The sequence below is a fragment of the Dapis purpurea BLCC-M126 genome, from assembly GCF_050015975.1.
GTDB lineage: Bacteria > Cyanobacteriota > Cyanobacteriia > Cyanobacteriales > Microcoleaceae > Trichodesmium.
Map to the genome: position 1 here is coordinate 1 of NZ_JBNHER010000300.1, position 17,518 is coordinate 17,518.

The 17,518-nt window shown below is 36.3% G+C and carries 16 protein-coding genes; 15 read left to right on the forward strand and 1 reads right to left on the reverse strand.

The genetic code is table 11. The features are described 5' to 3' along the window. Positions 1–1,321 precede the first annotated feature (1,321 nt). Positions 1,322–2,548, forward strand: coding sequence for a calcium-binding protein (locus tag ACP6PL_RS27095; protein ID WP_426548446.1), 1,227 nt, complete (start codon positions 1,322–1,324; stop codon positions 2,546–2,548). Between the two features lie 288 nt (positions 2,549–2,836). Here ACP6PL_RS27095 and ACP6PL_RS27100 read toward each other — a convergent pair whose 3' ends face one another. After that, on the reverse strand, positions 2,837–4,042 hold the full coding sequence (locus ACP6PL_RS27100) for a Coenzyme F420 hydrogenase/dehydrogenase, beta subunit C-terminal domain (RefSeq protein ID WP_426548447.1): 1,206 nt from the start codon (positions 4,040–4,042) through the stop codon (positions 2,837–2,839). Between the two features lie 282 nt (positions 4,043–4,324). Here ACP6PL_RS27100 and ACP6PL_RS27105 point away from each other — a divergent pair, with 282 nt between their 5' ends. The 14 genes from ACP6PL_RS27105 to ACP6PL_RS27170 all read left to right on the forward strand — a co-directional run bounded on the left by ACP6PL_RS27105 (position 4,325) and on the right by ACP6PL_RS27170 (position 17,271). After that, a complete protein-coding gene (locus tag ACP6PL_RS27105; protein WP_426548448.1) occupies positions 4,325–6,928 on the forward strand; it encodes a HEAT repeat domain-containing protein in 2,604 nt (867 codons plus the stop codon). Between the two features lie 21 nt (positions 6,929–6,949). Next, complete coding sequence (locus ACP6PL_RS27110; protein ID WP_426548449.1) at positions 6,950–7,438, forward strand: PIN domain-containing protein; 489 nt, start codon at positions 6,950–6,952, stop codon at positions 7,436–7,438. After that, positions 7,416–7,880 carry a HEAT repeat domain-containing protein gene (locus ACP6PL_RS27115; RefSeq protein ID WP_426548450.1) on the forward strand — a complete coding sequence of 155 codons (465 nt, stop codon included), beginning with the start codon at positions 7,416–7,418 and terminating at the stop codon, positions 7,878–7,880. The genes ACP6PL_RS27110 and ACP6PL_RS27115 overlap by 23 nt, the downstream gene beginning before the upstream one ends. A gap of 239 nt (positions 7,881–8,119) precedes the next feature. After that, positions 8,120–8,347: a hypothetical protein gene (locus ACP6PL_RS27120; protein ID WP_426548451.1), complete on the forward strand. Its 228-nt coding sequence runs from the start codon at positions 8,120–8,122 to the stop codon at positions 8,345–8,347. Beyond that, on the forward strand, positions 8,322–8,756 hold the full coding sequence (locus tag ACP6PL_RS27125) for a hypothetical protein (RefSeq protein ID WP_426548452.1): 435 nt from the start codon (positions 8,322–8,324) through the stop codon (positions 8,754–8,756). Before ACP6PL_RS27120 ends, ACP6PL_RS27125 begins: the two co-directional genes overlap by 26 nt. A gap of 223 nt (positions 8,757–8,979) precedes the next feature. Further along, entirely contained in the window at positions 8,980–9,309 is a 330-nt protein-coding gene (locus tag ACP6PL_RS27130) for a 2Fe-2S iron-sulfur cluster-binding protein (RefSeq protein WP_426548453.1), read from the forward strand. After that, a complete protein-coding gene (locus ACP6PL_RS27135; protein ID WP_426548454.1) occupies positions 9,296–9,733 on the forward strand; it encodes a hypothetical protein in 438 nt (145 codons plus the stop codon). The genes ACP6PL_RS27130 and ACP6PL_RS27135 overlap by 14 nt, the downstream gene beginning before the upstream one ends. Before the next feature lie 740 nt (positions 9,734–10,473). After that, entirely contained in the window at positions 10,474–11,004 is a 531-nt protein-coding gene (gene hoxE, locus ACP6PL_RS27140; protein ID WP_426548455.1) for a bidirectional hydrogenase complex protein HoxE, read from the forward strand. Positions 11,005–11,575: 571 nt separating this feature from the next. Then, positions 11,576–13,201, forward strand: a complete 1,626-nt coding sequence (locus ACP6PL_RS27145) for a NuoF family protein (protein WP_426548456.1) — start codon at positions 11,576–11,578, stop codon at positions 13,199–13,201. A 110-nt stretch (positions 13,202–13,311) separates the two neighbouring features. Continuing rightward, positions 13,312–14,028 (forward strand): bidirectional hydrogenase complex protein HoxU, encoded by a 717-nt coding sequence (gene hoxU, locus ACP6PL_RS27150; RefSeq protein WP_426548457.1) that lies wholly within the window; start codon positions 13,312–13,314, stop codon positions 14,026–14,028. Positions 14,029–14,214: 186 nt separating this feature from the next. Beyond that, the gene (locus ACP6PL_RS27155; protein WP_426548458.1) at positions 14,215–14,766 is read left to right on the forward strand and encodes an NADH-quinone oxidoreductase subunit B family protein; all 552 of its coding nucleotides are present in this window, start codon (positions 14,215–14,217) and stop codon (positions 14,764–14,766) included. 241 nt (positions 14,767–15,007) lie between these two features. Further along, complete coding sequence (locus ACP6PL_RS27160; protein WP_426548459.1) at positions 15,008–15,148, forward strand: hypothetical protein; 141 nt, start codon at positions 15,008–15,010, stop codon at positions 15,146–15,148. Positions 15,149–15,233: 85 nt separating this feature from the next. Then, positions 15,234–15,449, forward strand: a complete 216-nt coding sequence (locus ACP6PL_RS27165) for a thermonuclease family protein (protein ID WP_426548460.1) — start codon at positions 15,234–15,236, stop codon at positions 15,447–15,449. Positions 15,450–15,843: 394 nt separating this feature from the next. Beyond that, complete coding sequence (locus ACP6PL_RS27170; RefSeq protein WP_426548461.1) at positions 15,844–17,271, forward strand: Ni/Fe hydrogenase subunit alpha; 1,428 nt, start codon at positions 15,844–15,846, stop codon at positions 17,269–17,271. The last annotated feature ends 247 nt before the right edge of the window (positions 17,272–17,518 follow it).

Genomic DNA, 17,518 nt, shown 5'->3' on the forward strand with positions numbered 1-17,518 from the left:
GATGCACGAAAAGACTTAACTTGCATAATTATATAGATCTCAAATGGGTTCTATACTTCAACAGATCATAAGTTAGGAAGATTCAAAGTCTATTTTTGACCATTATTAGTCATGATTATATCATGTCCGCTGGTATCGTTTGTGTAAACCCAAGTGTGAATATTTACAGGAAATTAAAGTTTTTTTAGGCTTTTACAGCGGTTTTCATATCAATAAACCACAATGATACTAACTCCTAATTCCTAACTCTTAACTTCTAACTCCTGCCTCCTAACTCCTAACTCCTAACTCCTGACTACTAACTCCTAACTCCTGACTCCTAACAATGAGTTTAGTGGTCTACTCAAATGAAAAGCGCTGTAAGCCTTCTCTCCTAGATAACTAACTTCTTCCTTACCCTTACCTTACAATACCGATGCTACCGGACATGATATTATTCTTATTGTTAACCTTTCTCCCCACCTCCCACACTCCGCAAACTTCCCCACCCAATCAGATATAGCAAGATTTTTGATAAATGGTATTATATTATGTGCCCCCTTCGGGGGAGCTACGCTAACGGTTAAATAGTTATACATAATTAAAGTTCGTAGTAGGGCTTCAGCCCGAACTGTAGATAGGGCTGAAGCCCTACTACAAACCATATACTTTATTATAAGTGATTATCCGAATATGATATTAGAGCAAGTCCGGTAGCATCGGTATTGTAAAATAAGGGTGAAGTAAGAAGGCTTAAAAGCTGGAAAAACTTAAATTTTCTGTAGATATCCACCCTCTTGTTTACACAGTCCGATACCAGTGGACATGATATGATTTAAGAACTATTAATATACGCCTTTAGTATTAGTTATAAACTATTTGATTTCGTCTTTAAATAATTAATAAATGATTTGGCTTAAGTGAAAACTAGGAGAAAATATAATCAATATAAGTTCTCTTTCCTATACATAAATAAATATCTAATATCCGGGAACTATTATCGAAAATCCTAGTCCGCAGCCAGGAAAATAAGATTATAAATTTCAAAATTTTTGCAGTTACTTTCCTGATATAAAAATTCACATTAGTAAAACTAGATAGTTGAAATACTTATTTAATTATCAGGAAAATTGTCAAGTAAGACAATTATTATCTACAACCAAATTAACAAAATCAACTCGCTAACACGGAATAGTAAACCGTAAAAGCGCAGTATTTTTTTGTCAATTTTTTCCTCATGTATGCTCAATATTATCAATCTTTATCACAAAATACTTAGAGTAGTTAACAAATATTTCCAAACCTACTAATAGTCAACATAAACTACAAAATAAAAATTACTATGTCAGAAATAATAATTAATCCTACCTTACCTGAAAGTATACAAATTGATCCCAACACAGGCACCGTAATCATCGAAGGATTCGACGATCGCCTAAATCGCTTAAATGGTACCATTAATAATGATCGAATCCAACTAGGTTCCCTGAATGATGTAGCCGTTGGTTTAGAGGGTGATGATACCATCTGCGGGGGAGATGGCGATGACTCAATGATAGGTAGTCAAGGAGATGATTTTCTTCAAGGAAAAAATGGTAATGATGTTCTCCGAGGTGGGGTGGGGAATGACGAACTCCACGGCAACCGAGACAATGATACCATCACAGGAGATGATGGCAATGATATTATCTATGGTGGAAAAAATGATGATAATCTTTCTGGTGGAAATGGTAACGATACTATTTACGGTAATGAAGACAATGATACAGTAGATGGAGGTGATGGAGATGATTATATTCAGGGTAATGAAGGTAGTGATACCATCGCTGGTAGACTCGGTAATGATACTGTATTCGCTGGAAAAGATAATGACTTCGTTGAAGGTAATGAAGGAGATGATATCCTATTTGGTGATCTAGGTAATGATACCCTGAGAGGTGGTGATGGTAACGACTTCCTTCAAGGTAACCAAGGAGATGATATCCTGTTTGGTGAAGAGGGTAATGATACTATTCGAGGTGGAAAAAATAATGATATCCTAGATGGTGGACTAGGTAATGATTCTTTATTAGGTGATGATGGTAATGATACCCTGATAGGTAATATTGGCAATGATACCTTATTCGGTGGAATTGGTAATGACTGTTTAAATGGTGGTATTGATAATGACTTCCTGCAAGGTGGGAATGGTGACGATACTCTCCTAGGTGGTGAAGGTGCAGACACCTTGATTGGTGGCATTGGTAATGACATCATTGATGGGGGCAGTGGAGCAGATGTTTATATTTTTGATAATGCTCCAGGAAATATTGATACTCTCACCAATTTCCAAGGCACTGCAGAGGGCGATATTATTCAGATAGATGATACAATAATTTCTGGTAGTACTGCTGACTTACAAATAGTTCAAAACATTGGAGAATTTAATGATGTTAGTAATATAGTTTACGAAGAAAATACAGGAAATCTTTACTTTGTTGACTCAACTAATACACTACAACAGTATGCAGTTTTAGAAATGCCATTTGATCAAAATACTCTCACTACAGATGACTTTGAAATTATCTAAAACACGATTCATTAATGGATAATGGATAATTGATAATTGATAATTGATAATGGTTTTAGGTCTGTTTATTCGCTATTTTTTTATATAGTTATATCATGTCCGGATAATCAGTGATAAAAAAGTTTTTGTTTGTAGTAGGGCTTCAGCCCTAAGTCATGGATAGGGCTGAAGCCCTACTACGAACTTTAATTATAACTATTCAACTGGACATGATATTAGGTTTATTTTCTCCTACCTAATTAACTTAGATATGGAAAAAATATTACCTGAAAATCCAACACAAAAAAATTATTCTGGCAACTTATATTGTTCTACAATTTTTTTGGCAAACTCTGGGACATGAGCCTCTAATTTTTCTGGATGATTCCGCTTTACATAAAGATAATTGCGAGTGAAATGGGAATCAATAGAAAATCGTCCATATTCCAAACCTTTAGGACCAATTCTTTCAATTACAACTCCCATTAATTTGGCAGCCCACATTGGTAATGTTACAGCTTTGTCATAAGCTGGAATACTTTGTTGAACAGCTTCATGTCTATCTCCTTGAGACATTACAGGTTGAGTATCTAACTGATCCATCACCAAATCTAACATTTGTTTTCCCGTCTCATTTCTAACAGTAATCCACTGCCAACCAAAGGGCGCTCCCATATATCCAACTACTAAATCTGCTAAACCATTTACATAGTCAAAACAACTCAGACAAGAAGGAGCAAAAATATCTTTTAGCTTTTTAGTATTTAAACCAAAAAACGGTACTTTTTCTATCGAACCATCCTCATGTTTAAAATGTACTCGGAAGTCTTGCATAAATTCATAATGTACAACAGTTTCTGGTGACCTACTTGTAGTTTCCAAGAACTTTTGCAAACCCTCTCTTGTCACATTATCCACACAGGGAGTTCCTAAAACATAGAGCTTTTCTAGACCTAATTGTTTTTCCACCGCTCGTAATGCTTGAATCTGACAACCAACCCCTATTACTAATAATTTTTTCAGCCCTGATTTTTCAATTTCTTCTAATACTGAAAGATTAGGAGAAAGAGTCGGTTTATTAACTTTTGCTGCCAATACTTCCTCTGGAGTACGAGCAATAACTGGCATTGGTTGAAAGCGGTCTTCCTTAGTATTTTGTACACAGACTACACCCTCTACAATACCTTGATTTAGCATTTCACAGGCGATCGTACTTACAATACCAGTCCATTGTGCCCCCTCAATAGGTTGTTTTTTCCGAGCTGCCATCATATCTTGATGAACGCCGAAATAGGTTTCATTTTCCCGATCCAGGTTGCGAGTGCGTCCGTGAGTTTGTTGTTCGAGATTGTCAAATTGTTGGTTAAGAAATGCACAGGCATCCTTGACATAATGGATATAATATGTATCGCAAAGACCACATTCGCTACAGAGTTCTTTGGCAGGGCGACGAGCACCTGGTCTGAGTGCTTTAGCTTTCTTATGTTTGGGGGTGTTTGGAATTGAGATAGTCATTGAAAGTTGATTTGTTAAAGTTAGTAACTTTTATTTAGGATACCACTTATCAGTTATCAGTTATCACTTATCAGTTATCAGCATGGAAAGGTATCTAATAGACATCTCTATAAAAGAGGGAACAGGGAAAAGGGAACAGGGAACAGGAAGAAATAATAGATAATTTCTGGATAAGAATTGATTTGATTTTTAATTTTCACCAGATATCTAATATAAACCCGGTTTATGTATTTTTATACTATAATATACTTTCAAAAATTCTCTTTTTGGGTATTCTAATTTATGGTCAAACCACCTAAACAGACCTTATTAGCTTTGCTGAAAATAGCTCTCTTGTCTACTTCTTTGCCTTTAATAGCAACAAATTTTTCTCTAGTATATCCAGGCACTAAGCAAATTAATAGTCTGGTATTTGCCCAAGTAAATGTTCAACCTAGTCCTCAACCTAGTGCTAGTCTTGAACCAAAAAAGACAAGTCAACCCACCGAACAAAAAACACAGGAAAAACCGGAAAATTATGATGATGAGAAAGGGTTGGAAGGGTGGTTAATTTTAATTCCTGCGCTGATGGGTTTGTATTTGGGAATTCTCTGGGTTCGCCCCCTATGGTTATTGAAACTACCTGCGGAATTGAAGATACCGGAAACACCTAAAACTCCAGAGCTGAAATTACCTGTTGGTATCTTACTTTTTCTCAAGTATCGCCCCTGGGTATTAGATGCTTGGGTTAAAGAACATCTGGAGACTTTTGAAAGGAAGTTTCTGGAGAATGAAACTGTTGAGGAGCGAAAAGATTATGTTTCGCTTCCGGTTGAATTAAATAGTGAAGAAATTGATGAACTGACAGCGGAAACCTTGAGCGAACCTTTTAAAAAAGAAAAGCGAGTGCGACTGTTAATTTGGGGGGAGGGAGGATCGGGAAAAACAACTATTGCTTGTCAAATTGCTAAATGGGCAATGAAAAAACAGGATCAATCCAAAGCTTTAGCTAAACATTTGATGTTACCAGTTTTAATTGAGAAGGAAATTGATAATACTGGAGATGGCATCAAACCGATAATGGAAGCAATAATGGCAGAAATTCAGGAGTTGATCGACAACGAACAAATGATAGTCGATGAATTATTGGTTAAACAACTCCTGCGACAGCGCCGAATTTTATTGATAGTCGATCGCTATTCGGAGATGAATCAGGAAACTCAAGCAAAATTTAATCCTGACTCGAAGGAGTTTCCAGCAAATGCTTTAATTGTCACTTCCAGAATAGAGGAAGATTTCCGGGGTATTGATATTAAAATTCAAACTCTCAGGTTTGATGGAGGAAAGTTAGCTTATTTTATCGAGCAATATTTGAAGGAGTGCGGTAAGTGGCATTTATTTGAGGCGGATCAAGAAGAATTTTTACACGAATGCGCTCAACTTGCGCGAATAGTTGGGGAACAGAAGACTATTACTGTTTTGCTGGCAAAGCTTTATGCTGAGAAGATGATTAATAGTCAGGAGAATAATGTTACCTCCGAGGGTTCTCTCGACAATATTCCCGATCTAATACTTAACCACTTAGAAAAGTTGAACCGTCAAGGTGAAAGAGAGACTAGAAGTGAATATCCTACGGTTAAAAAGGATGCTCAACTAATTGCTTGGAAATGTTTGGAGCAAAATTATAAACCATCCTATGCGGAGCGCAAAGAAGTGATTGAAGCTTTTAGCAGTTTGGGGAGAGATGATGCAATATCATGTCTTGAGTATTTTGAGAAATACCTAAGACTGCTAAAGTCTATTGGATATGGTGAAAGAAAAGACAGAAACAAAATTCGCTTTGCTCTCGATCCGTTGGCAGAATATTTGGCTGCACTATATTTGGTAGAGGAGAATAAGGATGATGAGAAAAAGTGGGGGGAGTTCCTAGCAACAGCAGAGCAAAAGTTGGGTAAGGAAGAAATTAAAGGCTTTTTGTTGGCAGTGAGAGATTGTTGTTTGGCAAAAGGTTCGGAGGTGAGAGTACCCAATTTTGTAGCAGATGAAATTGGGAAATTAGCAGGATTAGATTTGGAGGCTTTACAAAAAGAGTTAGAGAGGCAAAGGATTAAAAGGCTTGTGCGAAACTTGTTTGCTCCAGGGGCAACCGTACAAGATAGGGTGGACGATCTTCAAAAAATTGGAGATAGTGGTTCAGTTGCTAAGTTTGTTGCTCTTGATATTGTTAAATATCTAAAAGATGATGATTCATCTTTGCGTTATTCTGCTGCAGAGGCATTGGGCAACTTAGGCAATGATTCTGAACCTGTGGTGCAAGCTCTTTTACCTTTACTTCATGATGAAGATTCAATTGTGCGTGAATCTGCTGTAAGAGCATTGGGCAACTTAGGCAATGCTTCTGAACCTGTAGTGCAAGCTCTTTTGCCTTTACTTCATGATGAAGATTCGGATATGCGTCAATCTGCTGCAGAGGCATTGGGTAACTTAGGCAATGATTCTAAGCCTGTGGTGCAAGCTCTTTTACCTTTACTTCATGATCACCTTTTATCTGTGCGTGAATCTGCTGTAAGAGCATTGGGCAACTTAGGCAATTCTTCTGAACCTGTAGTGCAAGCTCTTTTACCTTTACTTCATGATTTATCTGTGCGTGAATCTGGTGTAAAAGCATTGGGCAACTTAGGCAATGCTTCTGAACCTGTAGTGCAAGCTCTTTTACCTTTACTTCATGATAACGATTGGGATATACGTCAATCTGTTGCGGAGGCGTTGGGCAACTTAGGCAATGCTTCTGAAACTGTGGTGCAAGCTCTTTTACCTTTACTTCAAGATGAAGATTTAGATGTGCGTTCCTCTGCTGCAAAGGCATTAGAAAAGTTGGGCATTAATTCACAACTTTCTGAAGATTAAGACTATTGATAAGAATAAGTAATGACTAAAAACTATTTAATCTACGCTGATATTTGTTGTTTATGTCGCCCTCTAGACGATTTACAGCAATCTAGAATAAAATTAGAAGCAGAAGCTATAATATCTATTCTAGAAAAGTGCGAACAGAAAAAATGGACATTAGTAAACAGTGATGTAATTGAATTTGAAATTGCCAAAAGTGTAAACTATAAAAAAGAAAAACTAGAAAAGCTCTTATCTATTGCTACTGATGCTACTAATTATTTAAAGACTAATGAAGCCGTAAAATTATTAGCATCAGATTTAGTAAAACTAGGATTCAAACTGTATGATGCTTTACACTTAGCTTCTGCTCAAGTCTATAATCTTGATGTTTTTTTAACTACTGATGATAGACTTTTACGAAAGGCTAAAAAATATCCAGATTTAATTACTATAAAGGTAGAAAATCCAGTTACTTGGTTAATAATTGTTTTGCAGGAGGAAAATGATGAAACTAACAGAAATTAGACAAAAAGGATACGAAGCACTAATAGATTCATTAGGTGTTGTGGGAATGTTACGTTTTCTCCAAGAACTTGATGCAGGTTCTGGAGACTATACTAAGGAAAAATATCAATTAGAAGAACCTACATTTGAGGAATTTGAGGAGTTTATTCAACAAAAAAATCAACTACAAGATGACAGTTTAGAAGTCAATTGTTCAGCACCAGAAGCATTAGATAAATTAGATAATACTTCAGAAGCAGTTGTGCAAACTCTATTAACTCTACTTCAAGATGACAATTCAACTGTGCGTTATTCTGCGGCACAGGTGTTAGGCAAATTAAGTAATCATTCAGAGCCAGTTGTGCAAGCTATATTAACTCTACTTAAATATGATGATTCAACAGTGCGTTCATCTTTAGTAGAAGTATTAGAAAAGTTAGGTAATGATTCAGAACCGACTTGAGTAGGGGAGTGGTAAACATAATAATAATTATTATTATTAATACTATAACAGTTCTTTGACCTATGAAGTACAGTTTTAGATCCCCCCCTGCCCCCAGATACCCCCTAACCCCCCTTAGTAAGGGGGGAACCGCTTAAAAAGGGGGGAGTCTTCAAAGTCCGCCTTTTTAAGGGGGATTTAGGGGGATCGTGAATATACCTCATAACTATGGGAATTGCTATAAAAGGAGTAAAAATCAAATGCCTTACAGCGATTTCACATTACCTAAAATCCAACAAGAGTTTTCTTTAACCATCAATGAACAAGTCGATCTTTTTCCTAATATTCCAGAAGTTAAACCAAGGGATTTTTTAAAACAAACATTACAAAATAATTTACCATTAGCCTTAGCAATTAATACAGAAAAAGCCCGTTTCCTGACGGAATGCTCCGCAAACAGAAATGATTATTGCTCCGATTTTAATTGAATTCAGAAAAATCCTCAATAATCAAATTAGCCTCTTTTCAGGAACAGAATTTAACGTCGATACTGCCAGAGGATTAAACGGTACTTGTGACTTTCTCATTAGTCTAGACTCAGAACAACTATTTATTAAATCTCCAGTTTTTGCCATTGTTGAAGCCAAAAAAGAAAACTTAAACGCCGGATTAGGGCAATGTCTGGCAGAAATGATTGCCGGACAAATATTTAATCAACAACAAGGTAATCAAATTTCCACCATTTATGGCATCGTTACAACAGGAAATCTTTGGAAATTCTTACAATTAGAAAATACAGAAGTTGACATCGACCTAACTGAATATTTTATTAATAATTTAGAGAAAATTTTCAGAATTTTCTCCCTGGGAATTAGTAGTAATTTGCCCAACAAATAAGTCCGATAGCTTTAAGCATTTCCCTTCTGGAATGCTGCACAAACAGCTATCAGCTCAAGTGCCAGAAAAATTATTAATTTTTATTTAAGAAAATACCTTACAAAGCAATATACTTGTAATATTTTTCAGTTAATTTATTAATTTTTGTATCCCTATGGTAGACAACGTTAACTCAGCCCCATTATTTTTTAATAATGACGGTAGTATTCAATAAGAAGTAAAAATGACTATTTATCAAGTTCGTTTGTTAAATCCAGAAATTGGTTTAGATGAAACTATTGAAGTACCTGAAGATGAGTATATATTAGATATCGCTGAAGATTATGGGATTCTTTTACCTTATGGATGTAGGCAAGGAAATTGTTCTGGTTGTTTGGGAAAATTGGTGAGTGGTGAAGTTGACCAAAGCGAGCAAAAGTTTTTGCGCTCTGAGGAAAAAGAAGCTGGTTATATTCTTACTTGTGTAGCTATTCCTTTGTCTGATTGTACTGTATATACTCATCAAGAACAGGTTTTATATAAATCCTCTCTTTATAAGTATGATGATAAATAGATTTATTTACGAAAATTCAGTTTCCTATCAAGGTTATTTGATTATTCCTTATGTCTTAGCGATCGCCAACGATATTCCAATTTATTCATATAAATTATTATCTGAGTTAGGACATAAGGGAAATTTTCATCTAGAGGAAAATCCTACAGGTTTTTATACTAATAGCATTGAGAAAATAATTAAAGTTGCTCAATCACATTTGTATGAAAATTCAGATGTGAAATCTCATGGTGATTATTTTAAGTTAAGATACGTTTATAATGATGATTTAATTATTATTCATCAAAAGGCTGATAAATTCTTTTACGACCATTATAAACCTGATAGTTTGACTAATGTTGCTGCTCCAAAAATTTTTCAGTCTGAATATGAATGTATTAACTGGGTAAAAGCTGGACTCGATCAAGCTAAAACAAAAGGTTAATTAGGGTTTACTGAAAAAGTCTTATGGTTGAGGGTAGAATTAAGAATTTAGAATTCATAATTTAGAGGAGTTAGGAGGTATAAATATCACTTCATTTTTCTATCCTGATCTACTCGAAACCCTAACTTTTTTAGCCCCCTATACCAAAAACCTTGCACCTTTTTTTACTCTAAAAATGCTATAATTTGTACAGATAAAGGCTTTGAAAGTTAATCAGAAAGCCCTAATCATAATTCAGACTAGACAAGGGAATTACGTCGATTTAGACATCTCCAATAATAAAAAATAAAATTAATTGCCGTCATTTCAGTTATCAGTTAGCCTCCTGGCAGATGAACTGCGTTTTTCATATCGCGGAGCGAAACAGTACCTCTCTGTGCCTGAAGCCAGAGGCTTGAAATATTGAATCGAATTTTTTTTCATCCCCTTGAAAAAGGATGCTTGAGACTTTATTTTTTGGTCAAGAAATCATCAATTATTTCCTCCTACTCCCTACTCCCTATTCCCTACTCCCTCTTTTGTAGTTAAACAATTAGGAAGTTGTTTATTAAATAAGATAAACAAGATTGTAATAAAATGTAAATTAAGTTCTCCTAGAAAACAGCAATATGTAACAATTATAGAGAAGGTAAAATTCTAACTTAAGTAGAAAGAAACAGACAGTAAAAATAAGGTAAATATTAGGATATTATTCAGAAGCAAATACCAATAAAAGTAAGCTTAGGGAGATTCATTCATATATGGAAACTGCCACAAAAGATACTAAAAGCAAAGATACTCAACAAGCAAAAAAAGGTCATCCCAGTGGCGATAAACGCTTCAAACAGTTAGATATGACAATGAAGCGGAATCAATATCGTCAAGATTCTTTGATTGAGGTACTGCATAAAGCCCAGGAAACATTTGGCTATTTAGAAGCAGATGTTTTGACCTATGTAGCAAGGGGTTTAAAGTTACCATTAAGTAGAGTTTATGGAGTAGCAACTTTTTACCATCTTTTTTCACTCAAGCCTAGTGGTGCTCATACTTGTGTGGTATGTATGGGTACTGCTTGTTATGTAAAAGGTGGTGGAGAAGTAGTTAAAGCAGTAGAAAAACAGTTAGAAATTAAAGTAGGAGAAACAACGCCAGATAATCAAATTTCTCTGATGGCTGCCCGTTGTATAGGAGCTTGTGGAATTGCACCAGCAGTGGTATTTGATGGTAGGGTTGCTGGTAAACAAACTCCTGAAACAGTGATGGAAAAAATTAAAGGTTGGCAGGATAAATAATTGATAATTGATAATGGATAATTGATAATTACCTCTCCCTAAAAGGAAGAGGATTGAATAAAAGGAAAATTTTTTCTTGTTTCTCCTTTTTCTCCTTTAAAGAAGAGGCTTTATACCTTTATTTTTCGGTAAACAATTAATAATTAACTCTTCTGTCATAGAAGGATTGCCTAAAAGGAAATTTTTTCTGCATGAATGAAGAGGTTTTATACCTTTATTTTTCGGTAAATCAGTTGTCAGTTATCAAAAATAAATAGATCAATTTAGAAAAGTAGGGAAAGTTTTATCTGGTTTAAAGTTGATATTTTTTGATTGCATAAATTCTTAAAGTCAGAAAAAATGCTATGTTTAGCCGATAATATTGAATAGATAAATTGCCAGTAAGTTTTTGGCTTGGGAACTAAAATAAATAATTTCATTTAATAACTATTAAACTTTCTCTCAGCATTGATAATTATAGTGATATGGCACAACTAATAGTTTGCCATAAGGGTAGATTAGTTTGAGGAAGTGAAACCCAACACCAGGAAAAATAAGCTGAATACCTACAAAAAAAAGAGGAGAACGAAATATGGACTATCAAGAATTGCTTGACATTGCCGAAACGGAAAAAAATAGGCAAAAAAGTATTCGGGTTCACTGTTGTACGTCTACAGGTTGTCAAGCTTCTAACTCTGTAGACGTTATGAAAAATATGAAGAATGCAGTCAAAACACTTGGTCTCGAAGATCGCGTCCAAGTAGTAGGAGTAGGCTGCATGGGAGCTTGCGGACGTGGCCCCCTAGTACAAATAGACCCTGATGACATTCTCTATGAAGAGGTAGAACCTGAAAACGCAGCTAGCATTATTGATGCACTCAATGGTGGTACAACCGAAGCTATCAAAGGCGACTCTCAACACCCATTCTTTTCTCATCAACTCCGCATCGTCAGGGAACACACAGGAAAAATTGACCCCGAACGCATAGAAGAATACATAGCTGTAGGTGGATATCAATCTTTATATCACGCTATACATGAAATGTCTCCTAGTGAAGTCGTAGAGGAAATTACTCGCAGTGGGTTGCGGGGTAGAGGTGGTGGCGGTTATCCCACTGGTTTAAAATGGGCAACAGTTGCCAAAATGCCAGAAGCTCAAAAATATATTATCTGCAACGGTGATGAAGGAGATCCCGGTGCATTTATGGATCGGAGTGTATTAGAAAGTGACCCTCATTTAGTATTAGAAGGAATGGCGATCGCTGCTTATGCTGTAGGAGCAAATCATGGTTTCATATACGTTCGCGCCGAATATCCCCTCGCCATCCAACGTTTAAAAAAAGCTATTCAACAAGCAAAAAAATACGGACTCTTGGGTAGTCAAATATTCGATAGCCCCTTTGACTTCAAAATCGACATCCGCATCGGTGCCGGTGCCTTTGTCTGCGGGGAAGAAACTGCCCTCATTCAATCAGTAGAAGGCAAACGTGGCAACCCAGTACCCCGTCCGCCATATCCTGCTGAGTCTGGTATTTGGGGTTGCCCGACTCTGATTAATAACGTGGAAACCTTTGCCAATATTGCTCCTATTATCAAAAAAGGAGCAGACTGGTACGCTAGTATTGGCACTGAAGATAGTAAAGGTACAAAAATATTCGCTCTCACAGGCAAAGTCCGGAATAATGGTTTAATTGAAGTGCCGATGGGAATTACTCTACGAGAAATAGTAGAAGAAATGGGCGGTGGCGTTCCCGGTGGGGAAGTGAAAGCGGTGCAAACAGGTGGGCCTTCTGGTGGCTGCATTCCTGCTTCCATGCTTGACACTCCTGTAGACTACAAATCTCTCAGCAGTGTGGGTTCCATGATGGGTTCTGGTGGTATGGTTGTCATGGATAACGAAACGAGTATGGTAGAGGTAGCACAGTTTTATATGGAATTTTGTCGTGGTGAAACTTGCGGTAAATGTATTCCCTGTCGGACTGGTACTGTACAATTGTACGCTTTGCTGACTAAAATTCTGAATAAACAGGCGACTTCTCTTGATTTGGAAAGGTTGGAACAGTTGTCTTATCTGGTGAAAGATACTAGCTTGTGTGGTTTGGGAATGACTGCACCTAATCCAGTTTTGAGTACGTTGCAGTATTTTAAGCAAGAATATCTGGATTTGTTGCAGGAATCAGCATTTCATAATGGTCATATTGTAACTGCTACTAATTGAGTTAGTAGGGGCAAATCGCCATTCGCCCTACAGTCATTCGCCCCTAGAAAGGTAAGGTAAATATCCTTCTTTTTTGAATTAGGTATAGTTATAGATGAGGAGAAAAAAATATGTCAGTAAAAACGTTAACTATTGATGGTAATCAAATTGCAGTTGAGGAAGGAACTACTATTCTCAAAGCGGCGAAGGAAGCAGGAGTTCACATTCCCACTCTCTGTCATTTGGAGGGTGTCACCGATATTGGAGCTTGTCGGTTGTGTCTGGTAGAAATTTCTGGGATGAGAAAGTTATTGCCTGCTTGCGTAACTCAGGTTGCCGAGGGAATGCAAATACAGACTCAGACTCCGAAGTTGCAAGAATATCGGCGGATGTTGGTGGAGTTGTTGTTTTCTGAGGGTAATCATGTTTGTGCGGTTTGTGTTGCCAATGGAAACTGTGAACTGCAAAATGTGGCAATTGAAGTAGGGATGGATCATTCTCGGTTTACTTATCGTTTCCCAGATCGAGGAATGGATCTGTCTCATAAGCAGTTTGGTATAGATCATAATCGTTGTATTTTGTGTACTCGCTGTGTGCGGGTTTGTGACGAAATAGAAGGTGCCCACGTTTGGGATGTGGGTAGTCGTGGTGCTGCTTGTTTTATTGTTTCTGGTTTGAATCAACCTTGGGGAGAGGTGGATGCTTGTACTTCCTGCGGTAAATGTGTGGATGCTTGCCCTACTGGAGCAATTTTCCGTAAGGGAGCAACAGTAGCTGAGATGGAACGCGATCGCTCAAAATTAGAATTTTTGGTCAATGCGAGGGAAAATCACCAGTGGACAAGGTGAATGAAGTCAGAAGTTAGAAGTCAGAAGTCAGAAGTTAAAAATACAAAAATTATTCAGTGGGAGCATCTTGCCCCTGTGGGTAAGTGATATTTCTGAAACAAAAAAATAGAGTTATTTTCCATTCTCTATTCCCTGTCCCCTGTTCCCTATTCCCTACTCCCTATTCCCTAATTCAAGGTATTAATTATGTCAAACAAAATAAAATTTGCCACAGTTTGGTTAGCTGGATGTTCTGGTTGTCATATGTCGTTTCTCGACTTAGATGAATGGTTGTTTGAACTAGCAAATCATGTCGATGTTGTTTATAGTCCGGTTGGCAGTGATATTAAAGAATATCCAGAAAATGTTGATGTTTGTTTAGTAGAAGGAGGCGTGGCTAATCAAGATAATTTAGAAATAATTCTTGACGTCAGGAAAAAGACAAAAACGTTAATTTCTTTTGGAGATTGTGCTGTTACTGCAAATGTGCCAGCTATGCGAAATATGTTAGGTGGTACAAGCTCTGTTTTAGAAAGAGCTTATTTAGAATTGGCAGATGAAAATAAACAATTACCATACGCACCGGGAATTGTACCAGAATTACTTGATAAAGTTCGACCAGTACATGAAATTGTACCTGTAGATATTTTTATGCCTGGATGTCCACCTTCTGCTGATAGAATTAAGGCAACTTTAGAACCTTTATTAAAGGGTGAAAAACCAAAAATGGTAGGCCGAGAAATGATTAAGTTTGGCTGAATTTTAGTAGGTTAGTAGTTGGGCTTTAGCCCTAACAATATTTGAGAGGCTAATAGCAATTTGATAAATGTTTGCTACAGATAGCTAGGGAATTTTTTAGGAGTCAGGAGTCAGAATAAAGAGTTTTGATAACATTTTTTATTCTCTAAAGTCTTTCAATCGCCATTATTATTCGTAACATTCTTTTTTCAAACTGGGCTAAAGCCCAACTACAAACTAAATAACTCACAAAAAAAGCAGAATGAAAAGACAAAACATTAATCTAATTTTAGCCTTTATATCCTGTGGGATTTTAATAATATTATCTCTATTAAATACTCCCAAGTCTTTAGCTACTCAACAGGCAAGAATTTCTCGAATTCTTGATGGAAATACTTTATAAGTTACTATGTCACAATGTCGAATTCCTTGGAAAGGAAATTCACAATTATGTCGCCTACAACTTCCCTGTATTGATGGTCTTGATTATGGAGATAGTCCTTTTTTTTGAGGCTGCTAGAAGTAGACTTGAAACATTAATTTCTAGAGGTACAATAGTATTAGTTAGTGATACAGGAAAAAGTAGTCATCAACGGATAGTTACAGAGGTATTTAAAGATAATATTTCCATTAACTTACAACTGGTTAGTGAAGGAAAAGCTTATCTTTTGTGTAAACACCTAAATGATACTTGCCCTAGTTAAAAAAGCGCTTACTTAAATGCTCAAAATTCTGCCATACAAGCAGGTTTAGGTGTGTGGAATTATCAACAATATTGGCAAAAAGCCCGTGTTTGTAATTAGGATTTAAGTAGTTATAATTAAAGCTTGTAGTTGGGCTTTAGCCCCTCAAATATTGTTAGGGCTAAAGCCCAACTACAAACAAGAATTTTTTTTATAATTCAATTGAGATATTATATTAGGGTAAGCATCTAGTTATCAGCTATTAACTATTGATTTTGGAGGAAGTAAAAGCAATTGATAAATTGAGAAAGAGTTAAAAGTTACTGCTAATAATGAAATGCTTAAGTTTATTAAATTTACCTCTAGACTTAATCAAAAAAATCATAATTTTATTAAACTAAGGAGAAAATAAACTATGTCTAAAACAGTAGTCATTGACCCCGTAACTAGAATCGAAGGTCATGCCAAAATATCCGTTATATTAGATGATGCTGGAGAAGTATCCGACTGTCGATTTCATGTTGTAGAATATCGCGGCTTTGAAAAATTCTGTGAAGGACGACCCTTTACAGAAATGGCAGGAATAACAGCAAGAATTTGTGGAATTTGCCCTGTAAGTCATTTATTAGCATCTGCCAAAACAGGAGATAAAATTCTCGCAGTCCAAGTTCCTCCAGCTGGGGAAAAATTGCGCCGAATGATGAATTTAGGGCAGTTAACTCAGTCTCATGCTCTAAGTTTTTTTCATCTTAGTAGTCCTGATTTTCTATTGGGTTGGGATAGCGAACCTGCTAAACGAAATGTCTTTGGTTTAATGGCAGAAAATCCAGATTTGGCAAGGGCAGGAATTCGACTCCGGCAGTTCGGTCAAACTGTCATAGAATTGTTAGGAGCTAAAAAAATTCATGCTGCTTGGGCAGTGCCTGGTGGTGTCCGAACTCCTCTATCTGAAGAAGGGCGAGAATGGATAAGAAATCGTCTGCCAGAATCTTTTGAAACTACTAATATTGCTCTCAATTTGTTTAAAGGTTTATTAGACGAACAATTCAAAACTGAAGCCGAAGTTTTTGGTAAGTTTCCATCATTATTTATGGGATTAGTTGGCGCAAATGGTGACTGGGAACATTACGGTGGAAAGTTACGGTTTACTGATAGTGAAGGTAATATTGTTGCCGATAATTTAAGTGAAGATAATTATCAGGAATTTTTAGGAGAAGCGGTAGAAAGTTGGTCTTATTTAAAATTTCCCTATTATAAACCAATGGGTTATCCTAATGGTATTTATCGAGTCGGACCTCTTGCTCGCTTAAACGTTTGTTCGCAAATTGGTACAGAAAAAGCAGACCAAGAATTAAAAGGATTTCGAGACCGTGCGGGTGGTGTTCCGACTTCTTCTTTCTTTTATCATTATGCTCGTTTGGTAGAAATTATTGCTTGTTTAGAAAGAATTGAACAACTAATAGATGACCCAGATATTGTTTCCCCACGCACCCGTGCTACTGCTGGTATTAACTGTTTAGAAGGAGTAGGAGTTAGTGAAGCGCCAAGGGGTACTTTATTCCATCATTATAAAGTAGATGAAAATGGCATTATTCAGAAAGTAAATATGATTATTGCTACTGGTCAAAATAATTTGGCAATGAATCAAACTGTCACTCAAATAGCCAAACATTATATTCACAATAATCAAATTCCAGAAGGAATGTTAAACAGAGTTGAAGCTGGTATTCGTGCTTTCGATCCTTGTTTAAGTTGTTCGACTCATGCAGCAGGTAAAATGCCACTACATATTCAATTAATTTCTGCAAATGGTACTGTTTTAGATGAGGTTTATCGGAATTAAAAGAAGGAAGAAGGCTTTAGTTATCTAGGAGAGAAGGAGAAGGAAAGAAAATTATAGCAATTCCCAGAGTTATGAAGTACAGTTATTTTTCTTATCTTCATACTCCTATAAATTTTCTACTTACCAAAGCAAAAAAATTGTGTACCTCACGAGTATGGGAATTTCTATATCAATAGAAAATGAAAGTTATAGAAGTCTAAGTAGGGTGCATCTAAAATTTGAATAAATCCAAAAATTCAAGGTTTTT

Excerpts from the sequence above, each read along its gene's own strand:
- ACP6PL_RS27100 (WP_426548447.1), bottom strand. The coding sequence starts at position 4,042 with ATGACTATCTCAATTCCAAACACCCCCAAACATAAGAAAGCTAAAGCA.
- hoxU (WP_426548457.1), top strand. The coding sequence starts at position 13,312 with ATGTCAGTAAAAACGTTAACTATTGATGGTAATCAAATTGCAGTTGAG.
- ACP6PL_RS27125 (WP_426548452.1), top strand. The coding sequence starts at position 8,322 with ATGATTATTGCTCCGATTTTAATTGAATTCAGAAAAATCCTCAATAAT.
- ACP6PL_RS27115 (WP_426548450.1), top strand. The coding sequence starts at position 7,416 with ATGATGAAACTAACAGAAATTAGACAAAAAGGATACGAAGCACTAATA.
- ACP6PL_RS27110 (WP_426548449.1), top strand. The coding sequence starts at position 6,950 with ATGACTAAAAACTATTTAATCTACGCTGATATTTGTTGTTTATGTCGC.
- ACP6PL_RS27135 (WP_426548454.1), top strand. The coding sequence starts at position 9,296 with ATGATGATAAATAGATTTATTTACGAAAATTCAGTTTCCTATCAAGGT.
- hoxE (WP_426548455.1), top strand. The coding sequence starts at position 10,474 with ATGGAAACTGCCACAAAAGATACTAAAAGCAAAGATACTCAACAAGCA.
- ACP6PL_RS27105 (WP_426548448.1), top strand. The coding sequence starts at position 4,325 with ATGGTCAAACCACCTAAACAGACCTTATTAGCTTTGCTGAAAATAGCT.
- ACP6PL_RS27145 (WP_426548456.1), top strand. The coding sequence starts at position 11,576 with ATGGACTATCAAGAATTGCTTGACATTGCCGAAACGGAAAAAAATAGG.
- ACP6PL_RS27170 (WP_426548461.1), top strand. The coding sequence starts at position 15,844 with ATGTCTAAAACAGTAGTCATTGACCCCGTAACTAGAATCGAAGGTCAT.
- ACP6PL_RS27120 (WP_426548451.1), top strand. The coding sequence starts at position 8,120 with ATGCCTTACAGCGATTTCACATTACCTAAAATCCAACAAGAGTTTTCT.
- ACP6PL_RS27165 (WP_426548460.1), top strand. The coding sequence starts at position 15,234 with ATGGAGATAGTCCTTTTTTTTGAGGCTGCTAGAAGTAGACTTGAAACA.
- ACP6PL_RS27130 (WP_426548453.1), top strand. The coding sequence starts at position 8,980 with ATGACTATTTATCAAGTTCGTTTGTTAAATCCAGAAATTGGTTTAGAT.
- ACP6PL_RS27160 (WP_426548459.1), top strand. The coding sequence starts at position 15,008 with ATGAAAAGACAAAACATTAATCTAATTTTAGCCTTTATATCCTGTGGG.
- ACP6PL_RS27155 (WP_426548458.1), top strand. The coding sequence starts at position 14,215 with ATGTCAAACAAAATAAAATTTGCCACAGTTTGGTTAGCTGGATGTTCT.
- ACP6PL_RS27095 (WP_426548446.1), top strand. The coding sequence starts at position 1,322 with ATGTCAGAAATAATAATTAATCCTACCTTACCTGAAAGTATACAAATT.